This window comes from Thalassotalea piscium (assembly GCF_030295935.1).
Taxonomy (GTDB): domain Bacteria; phylum Pseudomonadota; class Gammaproteobacteria; order Enterobacterales; family Alteromonadaceae; genus Thalassotalea_B; species Thalassotalea_B piscium.
This window is the reverse complement of sequence record NZ_AP027362.1, coordinates 2,149,806-2,170,471: the sequence shown is the minus strand read 5'-3', so window position 1 is coordinate 2,170,471 and position 20,666 is coordinate 2,149,806. Positions and strand designations below refer to the sequence as shown.

Annotated in this window: 16 protein-coding genes; 9 read left to right on the top strand and 7 right to left on the bottom strand. The window is 36.5% G+C overall.

Annotation, left to right across the window (positions count from 1 at the left end; genetic code table 11):
• Positions 1–118: 118 nt before the first annotated feature.
• Genes pheS through QUD79_RS09400 form a run of 3 tightly spaced genes read left to right on the top strand, consistent with a single transcriptional unit; the run spans position 119 to position 3,817 of the window.
• Positions 119–1,099 carry a phenylalanine--tRNA ligase subunit alpha gene (pheS, locus tag QUD79_RS09410; RefSeq protein WP_184422577.1) on the top strand — a complete coding sequence of 327 codons (981 nt, stop codon included), beginning with the start codon at positions 119–121 and terminating at the stop codon, positions 1,097–1,099.
• 12 nt (positions 1,100–1,111) lie between these two features.
• Positions 1,112–3,523 carry a phenylalanine--tRNA ligase subunit beta gene (gene pheT / locus QUD79_RS09405; RefSeq protein ID WP_184422575.1) on the top strand — a complete coding sequence of 804 codons (2,412 nt, stop codon included), beginning with the start codon at positions 1,112–1,114 and terminating at the stop codon, positions 3,521–3,523.
• 3 nt (positions 3,524–3,526) lie between these two features.
• Positions 3,527–3,817: an integration host factor subunit alpha gene (locus tag QUD79_RS09400; RefSeq protein WP_184422572.1), complete on the top strand. Its 291-nt coding sequence runs from the start codon at positions 3,527–3,529 to the stop codon at positions 3,815–3,817.
• Positions 3,818–3,911: 94 nt separating this feature from the next.
• Here the strand turns inward: QUD79_RS09400 and QUD79_RS09395 are convergent, their stop codons facing one another.
• Together QUD79_RS09395 and QUD79_RS09390 are read right to left on the bottom strand one after the other, a co-directional pair.
• The gene (locus QUD79_RS09395; protein ID WP_184422570.1) at positions 3,912–4,454 is read right to left on the bottom strand and encodes a DUF2937 family protein; all 543 of its coding nucleotides are present in this window, start codon (positions 4,452–4,454) and stop codon (positions 3,912–3,914) included.
• Positions 4,455–4,684: 230 nt separating this feature from the next.
• Positions 4,685–6,073, bottom strand: coding sequence for a sensor domain-containing diguanylate cyclase (locus QUD79_RS09390; protein ID WP_184422568.1), 1,389 nt, complete (start codon positions 6,071–6,073; stop codon positions 4,685–4,687).
• Positions 6,074–6,591: 518 nt separating this feature from the next.
• Here QUD79_RS09390 and QUD79_RS09385 point away from each other — a divergent pair.
• From QUD79_RS09385 to QUD79_RS09370, 4 genes are all read left to right on the top strand, one after another.
• Positions 6,592–8,385, top strand: a complete 1,794-nt coding sequence (locus tag QUD79_RS09385; protein ID WP_385957609.1) for an ABCB family ABC transporter ATP-binding protein/permease — start codon at positions 6,592–6,594, stop codon at positions 8,383–8,385.
• Positions 8,378–8,950 (top strand): DUF1415 domain-containing protein, encoded by a 573-nt coding sequence (locus tag QUD79_RS09380; protein ID WP_184422566.1) that lies wholly within the window; start codon positions 8,378–8,380, stop codon positions 8,948–8,950. Before QUD79_RS09385 ends, QUD79_RS09380 begins: the two co-directional genes overlap by 8 nt.
• Positions 8,951–9,366: 416 nt before the next feature.
• Positions 9,367–10,155, top strand: a complete 789-nt coding sequence (locus QUD79_RS09375; RefSeq protein ID WP_184422564.1) for a hypothetical protein — start codon at positions 9,367–9,369, stop codon at positions 10,153–10,155.
• A gap of 17 nt (positions 10,156–10,172) precedes the next feature.
• A complete protein-coding gene (locus tag QUD79_RS09370) occupies positions 10,173–11,000 on the top strand; it encodes a glucosaminidase domain-containing protein (RefSeq protein ID WP_184422562.1) in 828 nt (275 codons plus the stop codon).
• Positions 11,001–11,048: 48 nt separating this feature from the next.
• On the opposite strand, the gene ttcA is transcribed toward QUD79_RS09370, so the two are convergent.
• The 4 genes from ttcA to QUD79_RS09350 form a co-directional block, all read right to left on the bottom strand.
• On the bottom strand, positions 11,049–11,960 hold the full coding sequence (gene ttcA, locus QUD79_RS09365) for a tRNA 2-thiocytidine(32) synthetase TtcA (protein WP_221435126.1): 912 nt from the start codon (positions 11,958–11,960) through the stop codon (positions 11,049–11,051).
• A gap of 739 nt (positions 11,961–12,699) precedes the next feature.
• Entirely contained in the window at positions 12,700–13,629 is a 930-nt protein-coding gene (gene uspE, locus QUD79_RS09360; RefSeq protein ID WP_184422560.1) for a universal stress protein UspE, read from the bottom strand.
• A 209-nt stretch (positions 13,630–13,838) separates the two neighbouring features.
• Entirely contained in the window at positions 13,839–14,558 is a 720-nt protein-coding gene (gene fnr / locus QUD79_RS09355; RefSeq protein ID WP_184422558.1) for a fumarate/nitrate reduction transcriptional regulator Fnr, read from the bottom strand.
• Between the two features lie 45 nt (positions 14,559–14,603).
• Positions 14,604–15,278, bottom strand: coding sequence for a sulfite exporter TauE/SafE family protein (locus tag QUD79_RS09350; RefSeq protein ID WP_184422556.1), 675 nt, complete (start codon positions 15,276–15,278; stop codon positions 14,604–14,606).
• 224 nt (positions 15,279–15,502) lie between these two features.
• On the opposite strand from QUD79_RS09350, the gene QUD79_RS09345 reads away from it, so the two are divergent.
• Entirely contained in the window at positions 15,503–17,710 is a 2,208-nt protein-coding gene (locus QUD79_RS09345; RefSeq protein ID WP_184422554.1) for a TonB-dependent hemoglobin/transferrin/lactoferrin family receptor, read from the top strand.
• Positions 17,711–18,060: 350 nt separating this feature from the next.
• On the opposite strand, the gene QUD79_RS09340 is transcribed toward QUD79_RS09345, so the two are convergent.
• On the bottom strand, positions 18,061–18,630 hold the full coding sequence (locus QUD79_RS09340; RefSeq protein WP_184422552.1) for a bacteriohemerythrin: 570 nt from the start codon (positions 18,628–18,630) through the stop codon (positions 18,061–18,063).
• Positions 18,631–19,002: 372 nt separating this feature from the next.
• On the opposite strand from QUD79_RS09340, the gene QUD79_RS09335 reads away from it, so the two are divergent.
• Positions 19,003–20,631, top strand: coding sequence for a nitrite reductase (locus QUD79_RS09335; protein ID WP_184422549.1), 1,629 nt, complete (start codon positions 19,003–19,005; stop codon positions 20,629–20,631).
• Positions 20,632–20,666 lie beyond the last annotated feature (35 nt).

Sequence of the window (20,666 nt, the reverse complement as noted above, 5' to 3'; positions counted from 1 at the left end):
AAAAATCGCAATTTAACCCTACTTTTTATCCTCGTTTTTGTGTAGAATCAGTGTCCATTTTTGTTGATAGATAAGTCTACCCAAAGCGTTGACATAAACGATCGCTTCAGAGGAACTCATGAATTTAGACGATATAATTTTGCAGGCAGAAAAAGACATAGCTGCTGCAACCGATCCTGCTGAGCTTGATCAAGTTCGCATTAATTATTTAGGTAAAAAAGGTTTGTTCACAGAACAAATGAAAGGCTTAAGCCAATTACCTAAGGAAGAAAAGCCAAAAGCTGGCCAAGTGATTAATATTGCCAAGCAGCAAGTGCAAAAATTGTTAACCGCTCGTGGTGAATTATTGCGTGCTGAAGTAGTAAAAAAACAATTAGCTGCTGAATCTATCGATGTGACTTTACCGGGTAGAGCAAGCGATATGGGCGGCTTACACCCTGTAACTCGTACTATAGAGCGTATCGAAAGCTTTTTTGGTGACTTAGGCTTTTCTGTAAAACAAGGTCCTGAAGTTGAAGATGACTTTCATAACTTCGATGCGTTAAACATTCCTGAACATCACCCTGCACGTCAAGATCACGATACGTTTTACTTTAATCCAAAGCTGGTATTGCGCACGCAAACTTCAGGCGTACAAATTCGTACGATGGAAAAAGAACAGCCGCCGCTGCGAATTATTTCGCCGGGTAAAGTTTATCGTAACGACTACGATCAAACCCACACGCCAATGTTTCATCAGGTTGAAGGCTTAATGGTAGATAAAGAGGTAAGTTTCACCCATCTAAAAGGCATTTTGCATGACTTCTTACATCACTTTTTTGAAGAAGAAGTAGAAATCCGTTTCCGTCCTTCATATTTCCCATTTACTGAACCATCAGCTGAAGTTGATATTATGGGTAAAAATGGTAAATGGCTTGAAGTACTAGGCTGTGGCATGGTGCATCCTAACGTACTTAAATCAGTGGGCATTGATCCGGAAGTTTATACGGGTTTTGCTTTTGGTATGGGAGTAGAGCGTTTAACAATGTTGCGCTACGGGGTGAATGACTTACGTGCATTCTTTGAAAATGATCTTCGCTTCTTAAAACAATTTAAGTAGGAAAGCCAAATAATGAAATTTAGTGAATCTTGGTTAAGAGAGTGGGTTAATCCTGCAATATCTTCAGATGAGTTAGCTCATCAAATTACAATGGCCGGCCTAGAAGTTGATGCAGTAGAACCTGTAGCAGGTGAATTTACAGGGGTTTTAATTGGTGAAGTTGTAGAATGCGGGCCTCATCCTGATGCTGACAAATTACAAGTTACAAAAATCAATTTAGGACCTAATTACAATAACGGTGAATTAGCCGATATTGTATGTGGTGCAAAAAACTGCCGTTTAGGGTTAAAAGTAGCTGTTGCTACTGTTGGCGCAATATTACCCGGTAACTTTAAAATTAAAAAAGCAAAGTTACGAGGTGTACCTTCACACGGCATGTTGTGCAGCGAATCAGAAATTGGTTTAGCTGAAAATTCAGATGGCATAATGGAACTTGCACAAGATGCACCAATTGGCATGTGTGTGAGAGAATACTTAGACTTAAACGACGTTACCATTGATGTTGACTTAACGGCGAATCGTGGCGACTGTTTAGGATTAAAAGGGCTAGCACGAGAAGTAGGTGTATTAAATAGTCTTTCAGTGACAGAGCCTACGATCACAGTTGTTAAGCCAACTATTGACGATAGCCTTGACATTACCATTACGGCGGCCGAAGCTTGTCCGCGTTACTTAGGTCGAGTAATTAAAAATATTAATGCGAATGCACAAACACCGTTATGGATGGTAGAAAAATTACGCCGCTGTGGCACGCGTTCAATTGACCCCGTTGTCGATGTGACCAACTTTGTGTTATTGGAGCAAGGTCACCCAATGCACGCTTTCGATTTATCTAAAATTGAAGGTGGCATTAATGTACGTTTTGCAAAAGAAGGTGAAAAACTGGTATTGCTTGATGAAAATGAAGTAAGCCTTACACCTCAAACATTAGTTATTGCTGATGGTGATACTAACAATGGCAAAGCTTTAGCAATGGCAGGTATTTTTGGTGGGTTAACTTCAGGTGTAACTACTGAGACTAAAGATATCTTTTTAGAAAGCGCATTTTTTGCGCCATTAGCTATTTTAGGTAAAGCGCGCCAGTACGGCTTACATACAGATGCCTCTCACCGTTACGAGCGTGGTGTAGACCCACAAATGCAACGTGATGCAATGGAGCGCGCTACACAGCTACTACTTGATATAGTTGGTGGCGAAGCAGGGCCAATTGTTGAAGCAGTACATGAACAACATATTCCACAAGCGAAAAAAGTTACACTACGTCGTGAAAAACTAGACAGTCGAATTGGTCATCATATTGAAGATAACAATGTGAATGATATTTTAACGCGTTTAGGCTTTACTGTTAGCTTTAACGATAACGTATGGAGCGTAAATGTTCCTGCTTATCGTTTTGATATTTCGATTGAAGTTGATTTAATTGAAGAAGTCGCACGCATTTACGGATATAACAATATTCCTAATGTGTCGCCAAAAGCAACATTAGCCATGCGCGAACAAAAAGAAGCGATATTGCCGTTATCTCAAATGCGCCAAACGTTGGTTAATTGTGGCTATCAAGAAGCAATTACTTACAGCTTTGTTGATCCTAAAATACAACGTTTAATTCATCCTGACCAAGAGGTAATGACATTACCACACCCAATTTCATCAGAAATGTCAGAGATGCGCGTGAGTTTATGGACAGGTTTATTACAGTCGGTAGTTTATAACCAAAATCGCCAACAATCTCGTGTACGTTTATTTGAAACAGGTTTGCGCTTTATTCCTGACGCTAGCGCTGAAAATGGTGTACGCCAAGAAGCTTTATTATCAGGTGTAATTAGTGGCTCTCGTAATGATGAACACTGGTCTATGGAAAAAGCAGCAGCTGACTTTTATGATATTAAAGCAGATGTTGAAGCTCTCTTATCTTTAACAAGTAATGTTGAAGCATTTGAGTTTTCAGCAGCTGAAATATCAGCACTTCATCCTGGCCAAACCGCCGAAATTAGCAAAAATGGCAAGGTAGTAGGTTATGTTGGTAGCTTACACCCTGAATTAGAAAGAAAATTAGGGCTTAATGGTCGAACATTAGTTTTTGAACTGTTATTGTCTGAAATTTCTACAAGAAACATCCCTGAAGCTACTGTTGTATCTCGCTTCCCGTCGAATAGACGAGACATTGCTGTGATAGTTGATGACAAAATAGATGCAAAAAAAGTGTTACAACTCATTGAAAAGGTTGGCGGAAATTTTCTAATTGATCTAAACTTGTTCGATGTATACCAAGGTAACGGTATCGAACCTGGCTTTAAGAGTTTAGCAATAGCGATGATTTTGCAAGATCAAGATAAAACACTTGAAGAAAAAGACATTACTGATGTAGTGAATCGTGTGGTCGATACATTAAAAGATGAACTAAACGCATCACTGAGGGATTAAGCAATGGCGCTAACCAAAGCAGAAGTAGCAGAACATTTATTTGAAAAAGTCGGGCTAAGCAAGCGAGACGCGAAAGAAATGGTTGAAATGTTTTTTGAAGAAATTCGTGAAACATTAGAAAGCGGAGAGCAGGTTAAACTGTCTGGCTTTGGCAACTTTGATCTTCGTGAGAAAAGTGAGCGCCCAGGGCGTAACCCTAAAACCGGTGAAGATATTCCTATTTCAGCCCGTAAAGTAGTTACATTTAGACCCGGTCAAAAGCTCAAAAGCCGCGTTGAAGATGGAAATGGCTAATACAAGCTACCTAGTTGAAACACAATACAGCTAGGTATAAACGTATTATATAAGCTGAATTTAGTTTTATGTCGCTATATTAAAAGCATAAGAGTTACTCTTGTGCTTTTTTTGTGGACTGAATTTGAGTGGCTTTCTTTTTCACGGTTAATTTTTTACCGCCGATGAAAATTAAGTTTAGTAAACCTGAGAGCAGTAAACTTAAAATTACGCCTGTAATTATAGCGTTTAGCTCTAAAGGAATAGCCGGAACAAAGCGATCTAAAGTTTCTAACGCTTTTTCAACGTCCATTTGAGTAATAAAGTAAAAAACTCTTTGTAAGTAATTTGCATTTTCCAAGTTAAAAAGCTGCTGTTGATAGGTGTTAACGCTTTCCACGCTATTGGCTATAACATTAGACATTTGCTGTATAGCATTGTCACTGTTACTTTTAAAGGCAACGATAAGTTTGTCTATACTACCTTGATATTGCATATCAGCAATTGCTTGGTACTGTGTTAATTGCTCTTGCGCTTCATTTAAATGACCAGATAAGCGTTGTCTATAGGCATTAATAAACGCAGGTAATTGAACCCCAACAAGAAACATTACCGTAAATAAAGCTTTATCAATTAATTGAAAGAAAAATTTAAACATTTAACTATATTAACATAAGTATTTTTAATCACTATTGTAGTAGGTGATCTGCTATACCGCACTGACCAACTATACTAACATTACCATGGCGTTTTCACTTATTTATGGGGAAAAACTCCATAACATAAGCTCAGCCTTGTATAAATACCAAGCAAACGGTTACAAAAAAAACGTTAAAGATCAACAGATGTATGGACTTCAGGCTCCCTCGGGAGTAACGTAATAAGTCCCTAGTTTGGGTACACAATAATAGCTTTGTTCTTCCCTGACGCTTTTGCTTGATATAATGCCTTATCTGCATGTTTCATCTCTTTCTCAAAATTTACCTGTTGACTGGTGTCACATAATTTACAACCTAAGCTTACGGTAATCGAAAAGTTAACCGTATCGGCTTTAATCAAAAGTGACTGAACCCCTCGGATTAAGCGTTGTGTTAAATTCTCTAAGTCTATTGGCTGTTCAACAACAATCGCGAACGCAAACTCTTCGCCACCATACCGACTAAAAATATCATCGGCTCTAAAAAAACTATTGAGATAGTCGCCTAAAGCAATAAGAACAGAATCTCCCAAGCTATGGCCATAGGTATCATTGATCTTTTTAAAGTTATCAATATCAAAAATACCAAAAGCAAGCATAAGTCCTCTTCTGTTACAGGACTTTATAAGTGTGTCTATTTGGTTTGTAAAATATCGTCTATTAGGTACATTGGTTAAAGGGTCGATATAAGCAAGTTTTTCTAATTTTGCTTTAGCTTTTTGTAATTCATGAGTTCTATCTTCTACAATTTTAACAAGATCACGCTTGAGTTCTCTCAAGTCTTTATTGCGTTTTTCCAGTTGTTCTAGGTGAAATTTTCGTTCAGAGATATCTCGTTCAATTGCAGCGAAATGAGTGACTTTACCGTATTTGTTTTTTAACGGAATAATATTCATTTCAATCCAGTAAGGGCGACCACATATATCGTAATTAAGTAGCGTTTCGTTTATTGCTTGGTTATTATCAAGAGCTGTTCTAATTCTTAAGGTTGAGTCTTTGTCGGTTAAAGTACCTTGAAGGATTCGAGGCGTTTCCCCAATGACGTCTTCTTTTTTATAACCGGTAAGGTTTTCAAAAGCGCGATTAACATAAATAATTTTCGGGCCTAAAGGCGCCTCAATACTCTCGGCTTCAGTAACGATAACAATATCTTGTGCGCTTTCTACTATATCTTCGAACGAAAAAAGTTTTTTTGAGTCAGAAATATCATTAAACGTTATTACAATGAAGCTATTAGTTTCGCTAGGCTCACCTTCATAGTACGCATTAACTAAAAACCAGCTAACCTCATCTTGAAAACGATTTATTACGCCTAATATTTCGTTAGAAAGTCGTTCTTTCGATTTTTTAACTTTATTGACAGGGTAATCTTCTACTAACAGCTTTTGACCTGTTTCGTCGATAAAGCACCAACTAGAGTCAGTTGACCTTTTTTCAAGGATTTCTTCATAAGATAACTGTAATAAATTGAGTGCAGCAGGGTTTGCATACACTATAGAGGTATCCCACCGATGAATTACAATACCAATATGAGCTTGCTCAAGTAGTTTTTTAAAATTTAAACCATCAATCTCATTCATAGTAAAACTATTAATTAACATTAAACTAATTAAATAACTATAGTATAAGAATATAAAAAAAGTTAACTAATCTAATAACTTGTTTAACATGAGTTGGCTATTAACTTTATTCAGCTGTAATTAGGACGTGTTGGTCTTTCGGGTACAAATTTTGTACGAATTAAACATGGTTTAATTGAGGCGTAGTGATTAACGTGTAGTTATTCTACATAAATGAGCTACACAGCTACCGTGTCCTGCTCACGCTAAGTACCTACTTCTATGCAGGCAACAAAAAGTAAATCATGTTTAAACGTATCCGAAGGAAAGCGTCCCTTTAGGTTTTCTACGGCGCTTTCACTTATTTATGGGGAATAACCACACGAAACAGACGTCGCCTTGTATAAATATCAAATAAATCGCTGAAAAAATGTACAGAGAAGTTCAACACACCCAATAATAAATACTTAACCGCTAGTTATGTTGTTGATAGAAAGTGTTAATATTACCGTTACTTTTCCTTAAATTTAGAGACTGCTTTGCGCCGTAATTCTTATCCTGAACGAGAAGTTGATACCATTAACTGGCGTATGCTATCAACATTAATCCCTTACCTGTTAGAGTTTAAAGCGCGGATATTTTTGGCGCTTTCCTGTTTAGTATTAACTAAAGTTGCTAGCGTATATTTACCATTTGTTATTAAAGATATTGTTGACACCTTAGATAATCAACTCGATCAAAATATACTGATAGTGCCGTTTGCCTTAGTTGTTACTTATGGTTTTGTGCGTTTATCTATTGTAATGCTTGCTGAAATTCGTGATACGCTATTTGGGCGCGTAACTGAACGGGCTATTAGACGCATCGGACTAAAAGTATTTAGGCACTTACATCAGCTAGATTTAGACTTTCATCTTGATCGCCAAACAGGTGGATTATCACGCGATATTGATCGTGGTACCTCTGGTATAAGTTTTTTAATGCGCTTTATGGTGTTTAATATTGTTCCAACACTATTAGAAATTATTATGGTAATTGGCATACTTTGGTATAACTATGGTATTTGGTTTGCCATTATTACAGGAGTATCAATTACCGCTTATATCTTCTTTTCTATTTATGCCACCGAATGGCGTACTGGGTTTATAAGAGCAGCAAATAAAGCAGACTCATCAAGTAATACCCGTGCTATTGACAGTTTATTAAACTATGAAACAGTTAAGTATTTTTCAAATGAAGAATATGAAGCCCAAGCATACGATCAGCAATTAGCTGATTGGGAAAAAGCAAAAATCCAAAACCGTTTATCACTCTTTGCGCTCAATGGCGGCCAAGCATTAATTGTTTCATTAGCAATGACCGCTATGCTTGCCTTGGCTGCGTATCAAGTAACGCATCAAGAAATGACCATAGGTGACTTTGTACTGATTAACGCCTTTATGATGCAACTGTTTATTCCATTAAACTTTTTAGGCTTTGTTTACCGAGAAATTAAAGGCTCGTTAGCCAATATTGAACACATGTTTTCATTAATGGCGCGAACGCCTAAAGTAGTTGATCATGCCGATGCTACTGATCTTAACATTAGCGATGCTGTGGTAACGTTTAATCAAGTATCTTTTGGTTATAGTGATAAACGAAATATTTTAAAAAATGTGTCATTTAGCGTAAATAAAGGACAAAAAGTTGCAGTAGTTGGTGAAAGTGGCTCTGGAAAATCTACCTTAGTAAAATTATTATTTCGTTTTTATGACTGCGACCAAGGCGACATTTCTATTGATGGTCAAAATATTCGGTTGGCGACCCAAAGCAGTGTGCGACAACATATAGGAATTGTTCCTCAAGATACTGTGTTGTTTAACGATACAATATTTGAAAATGTAAAATATGGTAATCCAAATGCCAGCGATGAAAGCGTTAAACACGCGATAAAGCTAGCGCATTTAGAAGCATTTATTAACGCATTACCAGATAAAGCACATACCATGGTAGGAGAGCGAGGCTTAAAGCTTTCAGGCGGAGAAAAACAACGTGTGGCCATTGCTCGCACTATTTTAAAATCCCCTGAAATTTTAGTGTTTGACGAAGCTACATCATCACTAGACAGTCGCTCCGAGCAAGCTATTTTACACGCAATTAAAGAAGTTGCCAAAGGACACTCTAGCTTAGTTATTGCACATAGACTTTCAACTATCATCGATGCCGACAATATTGTAGTGCTTCATCAGGGGGAAGTTGTTGAGCAGGGCAGTCATGAAATATTACTCGCCAAAAAAGGGCGCTATTTCACCATGTGGCAATTACAACAATCAAATAACAATACTCATGAATAATAATTTATTAACTAATACAGCAGTGGGCCAAGACGCGTATCAAATTGCTTATCAAACGAAAGAATGGATAAGCCAAATAATCGTTGGCTTAAATTTTTGTCCTTTTGCGAAAAAAGAATTAGTGAACAACAGTATTTATTACTATGTTGCTCATCAGCCAAAATTAAAAAAATTGGTCCAAGAGTTTAATGAACAATGCCTGTTTTTATATAACCACCCGGAAATAGAAACTAGCTTACTTATATTTCCAACTGGCTTTGCTGACTTTCAACGCTATCTTGAACTAGTAGATTATTGCAACGACTTAATTGTCAGTGAAGGATATGAAGGCGTTTTTCAAGTAGCAAGTTTTCACCCAATGTACTGTTTTGAAGGTGAAGACTACGATGACGCGGCTAACTATACTAATCGTTCGCCTTACCCCACAATTCATTTAATTAGAGAAAAAAGTATGGAAAAGGTATTGGCAGTGTATAAACAACCAGAAAAAATCCCTGAAAATAATATACGTTTAGCGCGCCAAAAAGGACATCAGTTTTTTGAAAATATCCTTAACAAACGTTAACAAAAGTTGTTGTGTATACATTAAATACCGTTAAGCCCTGTTTTAATGTAAGTTCATTGTTATTAGCATGAATATGACAATTGCTGACATAATCACATTTTATTAAGTATATACCCAAGCCACCTCAAGATGCAGAATTCAGCGCTTTACAGGTACTTATTATCAATGCGTTACTTTACAATAAAGGCAGTCCCGAAGTAACAACGATGAGAGTAAGTGTCTGTGAAACGCCTAGAAGTTTGGTTTAAAAGCGTTTTATACGGCGTTATTAATTTTAGTAATAGAACCACTATTACTTGCAATCAATGCCTTGCCTAAATCGCTTTTAATTCCAACTGAAACTCGCATCTTGAGGTGGTTTGGGTATAATAACCGGTCGGTTTATATCAAGAACAACAAAGAGGTTGCTTTAACTCGTGGAAAAAGACGCGCTAATACAAGTAGGTGGTGACATAGAAGAGTCGCTAAAAGGTAATTATACAATTAATGTTAAAGCGATAATTAATGAGGCGTGGGCATTAACAAAACAATCCCGAGTTTCAATTAACTTAGGTGTACTCTTTTGCTTGTTTTTATCAGGAATGTTATTTTTTTTAGTGGCTAATTACTTTGGCGACGTGAAAGCAACGGTTGAAAACCCACAAGCCAATTTTGCGGTTAATATTTTAATTACTTTGCTAGTATCGCCTTTTCTTGTGGCCATTGAAATGATGGGAATATTTCATGCGGTTGGTATTAAAACTCAGCCTAAAACTCTCTTTGCATTTTTAAAAAAGGGCAGCTTAGTTGCTGTTTGTGCATTATTATCATCGATGTTAATTTCATTAGGGTTTAGTTTACTTGTTTTCCCAGGGCTTTATTTATTAGTGGCATTGTCGCTAGTACTACCACTTGTGGTTGAGAAAGGCTTTACTCCATTTAAAGCTATTACTGTTTCAATTAAAGTAACCCGCTTTAAGTGGCTATCTATATTTTCTGTTTACTCAATTTTATTTATTGGATTGGTAATATCGTTTATCCCGTTAATTTTATTAGCAAATACGTCTTTTCAAATTATTGGAGGTATGTTCTTTTTCCTTTCGATGAGCTATTTAGCGCCAATGTTTTATAATGTAAAAGGTATTCTATATCGTGAAATGTTTGGAATGAAGCTTGCCATTAAGGCTAGTGATACTATCAGCCAAGATAATATATTTTCGGCATAAAGGAATAGGTAATTTATATGGCAGTTAATCCTCGTATTGTATTAGTAGTAGTCGTTGGTATTGTTTTTACGTATTCGTTAATTTATCCATTTATACAGCAAGATGAGCAAGATGCTGATATAGACAAATTAGAGCCAACATTGCCTGAAGTAGTAATAGAACAACCCTTGCATAATGTTAACTTGCCTGACTTTGGTGCAATAAAAAATGTAAAAACTAAGAAAAAACAGTTTTTTAATTTTATTAAGCCGGCAGTAGTAAAAGAAAATAACTATATTATGTCGTTAAGAAAACGATTATTAGCGATTGAAACTAAAAAGCTCAATTCAGAGGCATTAACTGAAAACGAAATTGAATTTATTAGCCAGTTAAGTAAAGACTATAAGGTAAAAGCAAAGGACACCAGTAACCAATTAAAATCGTTATTAATTAAAGTCGATGTAATACCCAACGCATTAGTATTAGTACAAGCAGCTAATGAGTCAGCGTGGGGCACATCACGTTTTGCTCGTATCGGATTAAACTTTTTTGGCGTTTGGTGTTTTAGTGAAGGCTGTGGCATGGTACCCAATGGTAGAAACGAGGGTGCCGACCACGAAGTTGCAGCGTATAGTTCAGTAAGGCACGCAGTGAAGCGTTATTTGCATAATATCAACACCCATAGCGCTTATGCTGTTTTTCGTACGATAAGGCATCAGTTAAGAGAAAATGAACTTCCCCTAACCGCAGAAGTACTAGCAACGGGTTTATTGCCGTATTCTGAAAGAGGTAGCGAATATGTTGAAGAAATATCAGACATGATCCGCCACAACAAGCGTTATTTTGTTAGTAAAGACACTGAGTAATTAATGATTCAGGCTGTTATTAACAGCCTGCATTCAATTATTAAAAGCCTACGCTTGGTATGAAATATCAATGATCAAAGACTCATCAATATTGGTTGAGGAAACTACCTCTTTAGAAAATTCATATTCATCTTTTTCAACGGTTCTATCAATGGGCAAGTTTTTAAAATCGAATAAGTCGGTATCAGCTAATTGGCTAGGACTAACATTCTTAATTGATTTAAATACATTCTCCACTCTGCCTGGGCTAGTCGTATCCCACTGAGTTAACATTGCTTTTATATGCTGTCTTTGTAAGTTTTCTTGCGAACCACATAAGTTACACGGAATAATAGGGTATTGCTTATAATCAGCCCATTTTATTAAATCAGATTCTCGGCAATAACTTAGCGGTCTAATTACTGTATTTCTCTTATCATCAGAACGTAATTTGGGCGGCATCGCTTTTAATTTAGCACCAAAAAATATATTTAAAAATAACGTTTCAACAATATCATCCATGTGATGACCTAAAGCAATTTTGGTAGCCCCAATTTCTTCAGCAAACGAATACAAAGTACCGCGACGTAATCGCGAGCACAAACCACAAGTGGTTCTCCCTTCTGGTACTTTGGCTTTGACCACAGAATAGGTATCTTTATCAACAATATAATAAGGAATATTAAGCGATTCAAAGTAAGTAGGTAATATATGCTCAGGAAACCCCGGCTGTTTTTGATCTAAATTCACTGCAATTACTTTAAAGTTAACAGGGGCAGACTTTTGTAAGGCAAGTAAAATATCAAGCATGGCAAATGAGTCTTTACCACCACTAATAGCTGCCATTATAACATCGCCATCTTCTATCATATTATAATCGGCAATCGCTTTACCGACTTTAGAGCGAAGTTTCTTAGTTAATTTTTTTGTGTCTAAAGCAATTTCTTGCTCATTGGTCAATGCGATTGTGTCTTCAATCATAGTAATAATCAGTGTTTGATACTGTCGATAAAATTTTGAGCCGTATTATATACCGATACTAGCACTAACCCAAAAGATTAAGTATAAAAACTAAAGTAGAGAATGAATGGAACTGTAGGTTGGTATTTATGCCGTCAAATGGCTGCCTTTTACGAATAAGGGTAATTGATGTGCTTATCAGTTATAGCTCCTTGCATTACCTTACTACCGCCGTCCTTGGCGGTAAAGCACAACCTACAAATGGCAATATTATTTGTTAAAACTAAAGCTATGAAAATGAGCTAATGGTTAGTATGAGCGTCCACTGAGGTGGAAATGAAACACTTGATGAGCATAATTTCTTAATTGTAGGTCGGCATTTATGCCGTCAAATGGCTGCCTTTTACGAATAAGGGTAATTGATGTGCTTATCAGTTATAGCTCCTTGCATTACCTTACTACCGCCGTCCTTGGCGGTAAAGCACAACCTACAAATGGCAATATTATTTGTTAAAACTAAAGCTATGAAAATGAGCTAATGGTTAGTATGAGCGTCCACTGAGGTGGAAATGAAACACTTGATGAGCATAATTTCTTAATTGTAGGTCGCATTTATGCCGTCACATAGCTGCCTTTTACGAATAAGGATAACTGATGTGCTTATCGGTAATAGCTCCTGCATTACCCTACTACCGCCGTCCTTGGCGGTAAAGCACAGCCTACAAAAGACAATATTACTTTGCAGAGTTCAACTTATACATTAGTTTTGTAATGGTGATTGGTAGCCTTCAGGTTTAAGCGCTAATACATCGCAGTTTAGCCCGTCGATTACATGTTCGGCAGTATTACCAATTAATGCAGCTGAAAGGCCTGTTCTGCCAATGGTACCTAATACTACCAGTTCTGCGTCTAATGATAGTGCTTTGTCTTGAATTATGTCTTCAGGTAAACCTTCACCTATGTGTGTGTTTTCAAGAGCGATATTGAATTTTTTTGCTAGTGTAGTCATTGCTGCTTTATGATGATTGAGCATAGATTCGTTGTATTCGTTAGCGTTGAATTCAGGTATTTCAATAGCGATATTAACGGGTGTACCGGGGTATGAGTTTACTAGGTGAACATTTGCTTGAATTAAATTACCTAAGTTTAATGCTTCTTCTGCAATTTTGTTGTTAAGCGATATATGTTCATCTTCGTCGCTACCTACATTAACTGCAGCTAAGATATTGCCATTTTTTGGCCATGAATGTGATTTAACTAGTAATACTGGACACGGACATTTACGGAGTATATGCCAATCGGTTGGTGTGAATATTACTGACTTAAGTTTGTCGTGTTCATGGGTACCTTTAATGACAATGTCGTAGCCTTCGTTTAGCACTTGGTCAATAATGGGCTCGAAAGGGCGGTTATGCCAAATGACTTTGCTGTCAATTTTTATATCGTGTTGAGCGACAGATGCAATTTTTTCGTTTAGCCAAACTTCTTTGTCTTTGATCACTGAATTTCGCATTACTTCACGCTCATCACTTGAGAGCATAGTAGTCATTTCGTATGAAAAATCATAAATACTTAAAAAGGCAGTAATGGTTGCGTTGGTTTTTGTTGCTAACTCAATTGAACGTTCAAGTGCTTTTTGATCTTCAGTGGTAGGGTCAATAACAGTTAGTATTTTTTTATATTTTTCCATGGTTAGCCTCATAAGTTATTCATAATTATGACTACACAGACTTAATATCTTGTAAGTTGTGCCTTTCGATTAAAAATAATCAATTGATAATCAGTGTAGCCTTAATAAGATGATGCATCAAAGACGTAATTTATAAGTTGTTCTAAATCAATTAAATACCAACAAGCCCAGAGATGTTAACTATAGTGTTTAACGGCAAATAAGTGCGGTTAAATGCCCGCACATTCTTTTAATTTTTCTGCATCAAGTATTGTGATCAATTTACCTTCGACTTGAATTAAGCCACTTTTATGAAAGCGGTTAAGTAAACGGCTGATTGTTTCTACAGTTAAACCAATGTAATTACCAATATCACTTCGGGTCATAGTTAGTCTGAATTCTGTAGCAGATAGGCCTCGAGCATGGTACCTAATACTAAGTGCACTAATAAAGGTTGCTAAACGTTGCTCTGCATTTTTACGGTTTAATAGTGTTAGCATTTCTTGATCGGCACGAATTTCTGTACTCATCATTCGCAAAATTTGCTTTTTAAGCTTTGGTACTGTGTTTGAAAGCGTGTCTAAGGTGTCGTAGGGAATTTCACACACCATAGAGGTTTCTAAAGCTTTTGCAAAGCTAGGATGTGTTGACTCAGCAATTGCATCAAATCCTAATAAGTCGCCAGCTAAATGAAAGCCTGTAATTTGTTCTTCGCCATGTTCATCAACAGTAAAAGTTTTAAACGTGCCAGAACGAATAGCAAAAAGCGATTGCATTTTGTCGCCATCTTGAAATATTTGCTCGCCTTTATGAATAGGGCGTTTACGATCAATTATATTATCAAGATCTTCTAATTCTTTATCATTTAAAGAGTATGGCAAGCATAATTCACTAATACTACAATTTTGGCAGTGAATATGTTGTTGGCCTGAGCATTGACGATTTTCCATTTTATCCTTGAATTTACGCGAATAAATTATTTACTACTGATGGTATTAGAACATCATGTCAGATGCAAATTTTAACGTATAAATTCCATAAATTATTAGCATTATTGCCATAGATTTTCGAAAAGTATTATTAAGCAACAATGTCTTTAAAGAAAGCGCGCCAACCGAAACAGTAATTAGTGCAGGTAAGGTACCTAGGCCGAAGAAAAACATAATAGTTGCGCCAGATACTAATGACCCACTGGCTAATGACCAAGTTAAGGTTGAATAGACGAGCCCACAGGGCAACCATCCCCAAATGGCTCCTAATGCTAATGCTTGTTTGGCACTATTTACCGGTATAAATTTTTTACTTAACGGCGACAGTAGTTTCCATAGGCCTTTGCCTAATTGCTCTACTTTATTTAGTACCATAAACCAACGGCCAATATATAGCCCAAGTAAAATAAGAAAAACACCTGCGATCATTCTTAATATAGTGACGGGAAAACCAATGTTTTTTGCGGCGAGTGAACCTGTAAATCCAGCAATAGCACCAATAAGCGAGTAGGTGGCAATTCTACCAAAGTTATATGCCATCACTATACTTAACTTACTGCTTTGCTGTTGGCTTTTATTAATAGCAGAAGACAGCATGGTAGTTATACCACCACACATTACGATGCAATGTCCTGAGCCTAATATGCCAATAATAAAGGCTGCAAAAAAGTCTATTTCCATAATTGAACCTGAAAGTGTATGTGCTTCATATTTGTAAAAGAAAGCAAGAATATCATGAATTACTTGCGCTCAATCAACTTAATCGTAATTGAGTTAATTGGTGCTTAATACAATTGACTCAGATCATCTTTTTCTAGCACTAACTATTGTATAAGTACGTTAATTTTAACACTTAACACGTATAACTCGATCAATAAGAGTTTCATCTTTCTGCGGAGTAATTTATGTTTAGCAAATCTTTGGTTAGCTTAGCCGTTGCCAGTTTCTTTATACCTACTAGTTCAATTTTAGCAAATGATATGCCTGAAGTATCGTCAAAAGATGATACAGAAGTGATTGTTGTTATTGGTAAAACACCACGTAAAGTGCAAGATGTTGTTGGCGCTGTATCTGTTATTAATAGTGATGAAATTGATAAAATGCTAGTACATGACATGGCAACTCTATTTCGTTATCAAGCGGGGATTAATGTAATTAATTCTGGTAGCCGCTTTGGCGATTCGAGTATTGCTATTCGAGGCATTGCGGGTAATAGAGTCACTACAGAAATTGACGGTATTCCGGTTGCTGATCAGTTTAGTGTAGGGAGTTATTCAAACTCTGGCCGTAATACTATTGACCCCGATCTTATTAAGCAAGTAGAGATATTAAGAGGGCCTGCTTCAAGTACATATGGAAGTGATGCTATTGGTGGTGTTGTGTCGTTTATTACTAAAAAGCCGGTAGACCTGCTTAGCCAAACTGATCGCGATGTCTACCTTGACATTAAAACAGGGTTTAACTCGGTTGATAACAGCAAGTCTGCATCTTTGAACACAGCCTTTGCTTTCGATAAATCTAGTGTATTGTTATCGGGGTCGTTACGAAAAGGTCACGAGCTTGATAAAAAGCTTACAGGTAACCTTGCTAAAGACACCCAAGATAATAAAACGCAGTCATTTCTTGCTAAGTACTATTATGAAATTTCAGATACTCAAGAAGTTAGCTTCAGCTATGACTACTTTAAACGTAGTAGTGAGTCAGATACTCAGTCTTTCTTGGGCTTAGATAGATTTGCATCAACCACTTTGTTATTAGGTGATGATGAAACACAACGCACTAATATTTCGATAAACTATGAGTTTGTTACAGATCTTGATTGGTTAGCGGGTGGCTTTGTTCGTCTTTATGATCAAAAAACTGAAACTGTACAACTTACCGAAGAAGAGAGAACCTCAAGAGGTAAAAATTACTTATATAACCGTGATTTCTTTTATGATCAAGAGGTGCAAGGCTTAAGGTTTAATTTGTATACCACCGCAGAGTCGAGTAATTTTTCTCACTTAATAGGTTACGGTGTAGAAGTCAGCCAAAATAAAACAATAGAATCACGTAACGGTTTGCAAACGAATATTGCAACAGGTGTTTCTACTAGTACTATTCTTTCAGAAACTTTTCCTGTTAGAGATTTTCCAATCTCAGAGGTCGAAGAGCTAGGGATATATTTTAATGATGAAATAAGCATAGCTAATACAGCAATAACTTTGATACCCGCTATACGATACGACAAATATAAGTTAACACCTAAACCTGATGATATTTATTTAGAAGATAACCCTGCGACAACAATTGTACATATTAATGAAGATCGTGTTTCACCTAAGCTGAGTGTGCTTTATCAACTTAATGATACCAGTAAAGTTTATATGCAGTATGTGAAGGGGTTTAGAGCACCACCTTTTGAAGATGCAAATATTGGTTTAGACATACCTATGATGAAGATGAGAGCGATACCAAATCCTGATCTTAAGTCGGAAACTTCAGATGGTTATGAAATAGGCTTTAACTATCAAAGTGAACAGCACCAGTTTGATCTTGTTGCTTTTTATAATGACTACAAAGACTTTATTCAAACTAAGGTTAATTTAGGTTTCGACCCAAGCGTTGGGAGAATCATATTTCAATCGCAAAATATTGATAATACCGAAATTTATGGCGCTGAACTTAGCTATAAAGGCCAATATACCAATGTGTTTTCTAATAACGGCAGCGTAAATACTTACGCAAGTGTATTTTGGAGTAAAGGTGAAAACAAAGATACTGATCAGCCTATTAATGAAATTGATCCTAATACCATTTTATTAGGAGCACAGTGGTTAAATGCTAATGAGAATATAGCGATTTCAATAAATGCTAATATTGTTGAAGGCAAGTCTGATATAGATGATCCTGATGGGGTATTGGCCACAACTGCTGGATATGCAACGTTTGATTTAGTTGCTAACTATTATGTAGACGAGCAGTTAACGGTGTCTGCAGGTGTTTATAATATAACTGACCGTCAATATTGGAAATGGTCTAGTGTAAACGGATTTGATGCAACAGACCCACTGCTAGAGTCTTTAGTGTCACCAGGTATAAACGGTTCGGTTCAGTTGAAGTATTTGTGGTAATAACACAAGCATAGCTTGGCTTAATTTAGCATATCCCGAACCGGTGCAAATTGTTTAGATTGATAAATAAAAGGTTTAAAGCTCTCGTTTTAAACCTTTTTTTATTGCCTCAAGTATAGCTGTATAGAGTTACTTTATTGAGAGCAGAGCGCCTTTTAGTGTTTTGTTTTACCATCAAAATAAAAGCTTAATGATGCTGGTATTGCGTTTAATTTTTTTCGGTAATAAGCGGTAGGGGAACAGGCATTTATATTAGATTTTTAAAGGGAAAAAATTGATTGGCGATAAATAAAATGGGGCTATAAAGCCCCATTGATAATTTTAGTACTTAATTATTCGATATTAAGCGATTAGTAAACGCCTTTACTGTGTAGGTGTTTACTGTAAGCTTTATCCGTTCCATTGATATGGTTAATGAGCCATTGGGTTAAGAAGTCACTAATTTCATCTAAGCATTCGTGTCCTTCTTTATCATAACGTTCAACATAATGATTGACTTGAGCGATCATGTTTTTGTGCTGTAATTTGTGTGCTTCTAAGTCAGGGTAATCATGTTCAGCCATCATTTGCTCTTCACGGTCAAAGTGGTACTTTGTGTAGTCAACTAAATCATTTAACGCTGCTTTCTCATAACTTTCGCTCATCGCATAGTCGTATGCGGTATTCATTTGGTTAAGAAGATTGAGCAATTTTTTGTGATCGTTATCTATTACTTCAATACCAACACTATATTCGTCTTTCCATTCAATTAAGCCTTTGTTAACTGATTTTTTGTTATAAAGCATAGGTATTATCAATAACACAATGATCAATATCCATGATACAGGGTTAGTTAAGCTTGTTAAAAAACCTAAAAATATTGCAACAATAATGAGTCCAATTATGGCTGCGTAAATAAGGGATTTAGTTCGATTTTTCATGTTAGTACCCAACAAATAAAAAGATTAAAGGTGTATACATATTTAAGTATGAACTGATAGTAAGCGTAAACCTTGATAAAAGCTGTTTAAAAACGCATTTCTTTGACCTTGATCAAGTTAAATTTTGTTATTTATCAAAAGATTTTAAAGCTTGATCTGCATCAGATACTTTACCGCAAAATTCAATAATAGTAACACTTAGTTGCTAAAGTTCGTTTTGTCTATCAATAGTATTTCAAGCTTTAGTATTAAATTTAACCAGTGCTGATTGTTTTATAGCATTGAAATTTTTGTAATTAGGTTAGTGTTTCACAGGGAAGCAGCTCGTTATCTAATTATCTTGGTATGTAAAGTAACATCTGGAGAAAACTGATGAAAACAATAAAATATGGTCTTTCAGCACTAAGTTTAGCCGTTGGAATAGCTACTAGTAGTTTTAGCTTTTCTGCACTAGCAAATGAACCAACTTTATCTGAAGCCGATTATGAAACTGCAAAGCTACAATACTTTCAACGTTGTGCAGGTTGTCACGGCACATTACGTAAAGGCGCTACAGGTAAAAGCCTAGAGCCAGAAGGAATGTTGAAAAAAGGCCAACAACGCTTAGAAAAAATTATCGCGTTGGGTACTGAAGGCGGTATGAATAACTTTGATGATTTATTCAGCGAAGAAGAAATTGCTAATTTAGCCACATTTATTCAAATGGAACCACCAGTACCACCAGAAATGTCGCTTGAACAAATGCGTTCACATACAAAAGAGTATGTTGCGCCAAAAGATTATCCCACTAAACCAATGCATGGTTTGAACTGGGAAAACTTCTTTGTTGTCATTGAACGTGATGCAGGTAAAGCCGCTATTATTGACGGCGATACTAAAAAGATTATTACGCATATTGATACAGGTTATGCGGTACATGTAATTAAAGGTACTGAGCACCATAAAAAAGATACGGCGAAAGATGTTGGTCGCTTCTGGTATACCATTGGACGTGACGGCAAAGTTAACAAAATCGATTTATGGCAAACACCTGATAAAATGTTAGTTGCTGAAACTAAAATGGCTTATGACGCTCGTGATATCGCAGTGTCTGGCGACGGGAAATATGTAATTGCCGGTGGATATTGGCCAGCACACTTTGTCATTATGGATGCTGTAACATTAAATCCATTGAAAGTTGTTTCAACAAGAGGTTACAACACAAAAGGTGAATTTATTAATGAAGCACGAGTTGCTGCAATATATACAGCACCTAATGAATCAGCATTTATTGTTGCTGTTAAAGAAACAGGTCAAATGTTACAAGTTGATTACACTGATCTAGATAATTTAACAATTACTAGCATAGCTTCATCTGAGTTTTTACATGATGGTTTCTTTGACCCATCAGGTCGTTACTTCCAAATTGCGGCTAACGCATCGAACAAAATGGTTGTAGTAGACACTAAAGAACGTAAGTTAGAAGCGATGATTGATGTTGACTCTTTACCACACCCAGGCCCTGGTGCTAACTGGGTTGATAAGAAATGTGGTCCGGTTGCTGGTACAACTCACTTAGGTGTTGGTTTGGTATCAGTTTGGGGTAATGACCCCATTGGTCACCCTGACCAAGCATGGAAGTTATGTTATGAAGTTGAAACAGATGGTGCTGGTACGTTCATTCGTACACACGAAACATCGCAATATGTTTGGGCAGATCAACTTAAACACCCTGAGCCAGAGGTTCAACAATCAGTACAAGTATTTGACAAAAATACACATGAGATTGTTAAAACGATTCGTGTAACAACAGATCCAGGTAAAGCGGCTCTGCACATGGAATTTAATAGCGATGGTACAGAGGTTTGGGTTTCTGTTTGGAACCGTAAAGATGCGAAAAATCCTACAGGTGAGATTGTAGTTTATGATGCAAAAACACTTGAAGAAAAAACTCGTATTAAAGGGTTAACAACTCCAACAGGTAAGTTCAACGTATTTATCCGAGCAAACCACAAAACTTAAAAATTACTTTTAAGTATGGATGTGAACATGGCTTA

Bases quoted from the DNA above. Each gene is read 5' to 3' on its own strand.
- pheS (WP_184422577.1), top strand. From the start codon at position 119: ATGAATTTAGACGATATAATTTTGCAGGCAGAAAAAGACATAGCTGCT.
- pheT (WP_184422575.1), top strand. From the start codon at position 1,112: ATGAAATTTAGTGAATCTTGGTTAAGAGAGTGGGTTAATCCTGCAATA.
- QUD79_RS09400 (WP_184422572.1), top strand. From the start codon at position 3,527: ATGGCGCTAACCAAAGCAGAAGTAGCAGAACATTTATTTGAAAAAGTC.
- QUD79_RS09395 (WP_184422570.1), bottom strand. From the start codon at position 4,454: ATGTTTAAATTTTTCTTTCAATTAATTGATAAAGCTTTATTTACGGTA.
- QUD79_RS09390 (WP_184422568.1), bottom strand. From the start codon at position 6,073: ATGAATGAGATTGATGGTTTAAATTTTAAAAAACTACTTGAGCAAGCT.
- QUD79_RS09380 (WP_184422566.1), top strand. From the start codon at position 8,378: ATGAATAATAATTTATTAACTAATACAGCAGTGGGCCAAGACGCGTAT.
- QUD79_RS09370 (WP_184422562.1), top strand. From the start codon at position 10,173: ATGGCAGTTAATCCTCGTATTGTATTAGTAGTAGTCGTTGGTATTGTT.
- ttcA (WP_221435126.1), bottom strand. From the start codon at position 11,960: ATGATTGAAGACACAATCGCATTGACCAATGAGCAAGAAATTGCTTTA.
- uspE (WP_184422560.1), bottom strand. From the start codon at position 13,629: ATGGAAAAATATAAAAAAATACTAACTGTTATTGACCCTACCACTGAA.
- fnr (WP_184422558.1), bottom strand. From the start codon at position 14,558: ATGGAAAATCGTCAATGCTCAGGCCAACAACATATTCACTGCCAAAAT.
- QUD79_RS09350 (WP_184422556.1), bottom strand. From the start codon at position 15,278: ATGGAAATAGACTTTTTTGCAGCCTTTATTATTGGCATATTAGGCTCA.
- QUD79_RS09345 (WP_184422554.1), top strand. From the start codon at position 15,503: ATGTTTAGCAAATCTTTGGTTAGCTTAGCCGTTGCCAGTTTCTTTATA.
- QUD79_RS09340 (WP_184422552.1), bottom strand. From the start codon at position 18,630: ATGAAAAATCGAACTAAATCCCTTATTTACGCAGCCATAATTGGACTC.
- QUD79_RS09335 (WP_184422549.1), top strand. From the start codon at position 19,003: ATGAAAACAATAAAATATGGTCTTTCAGCACTAAGTTTAGCCGTTGGA.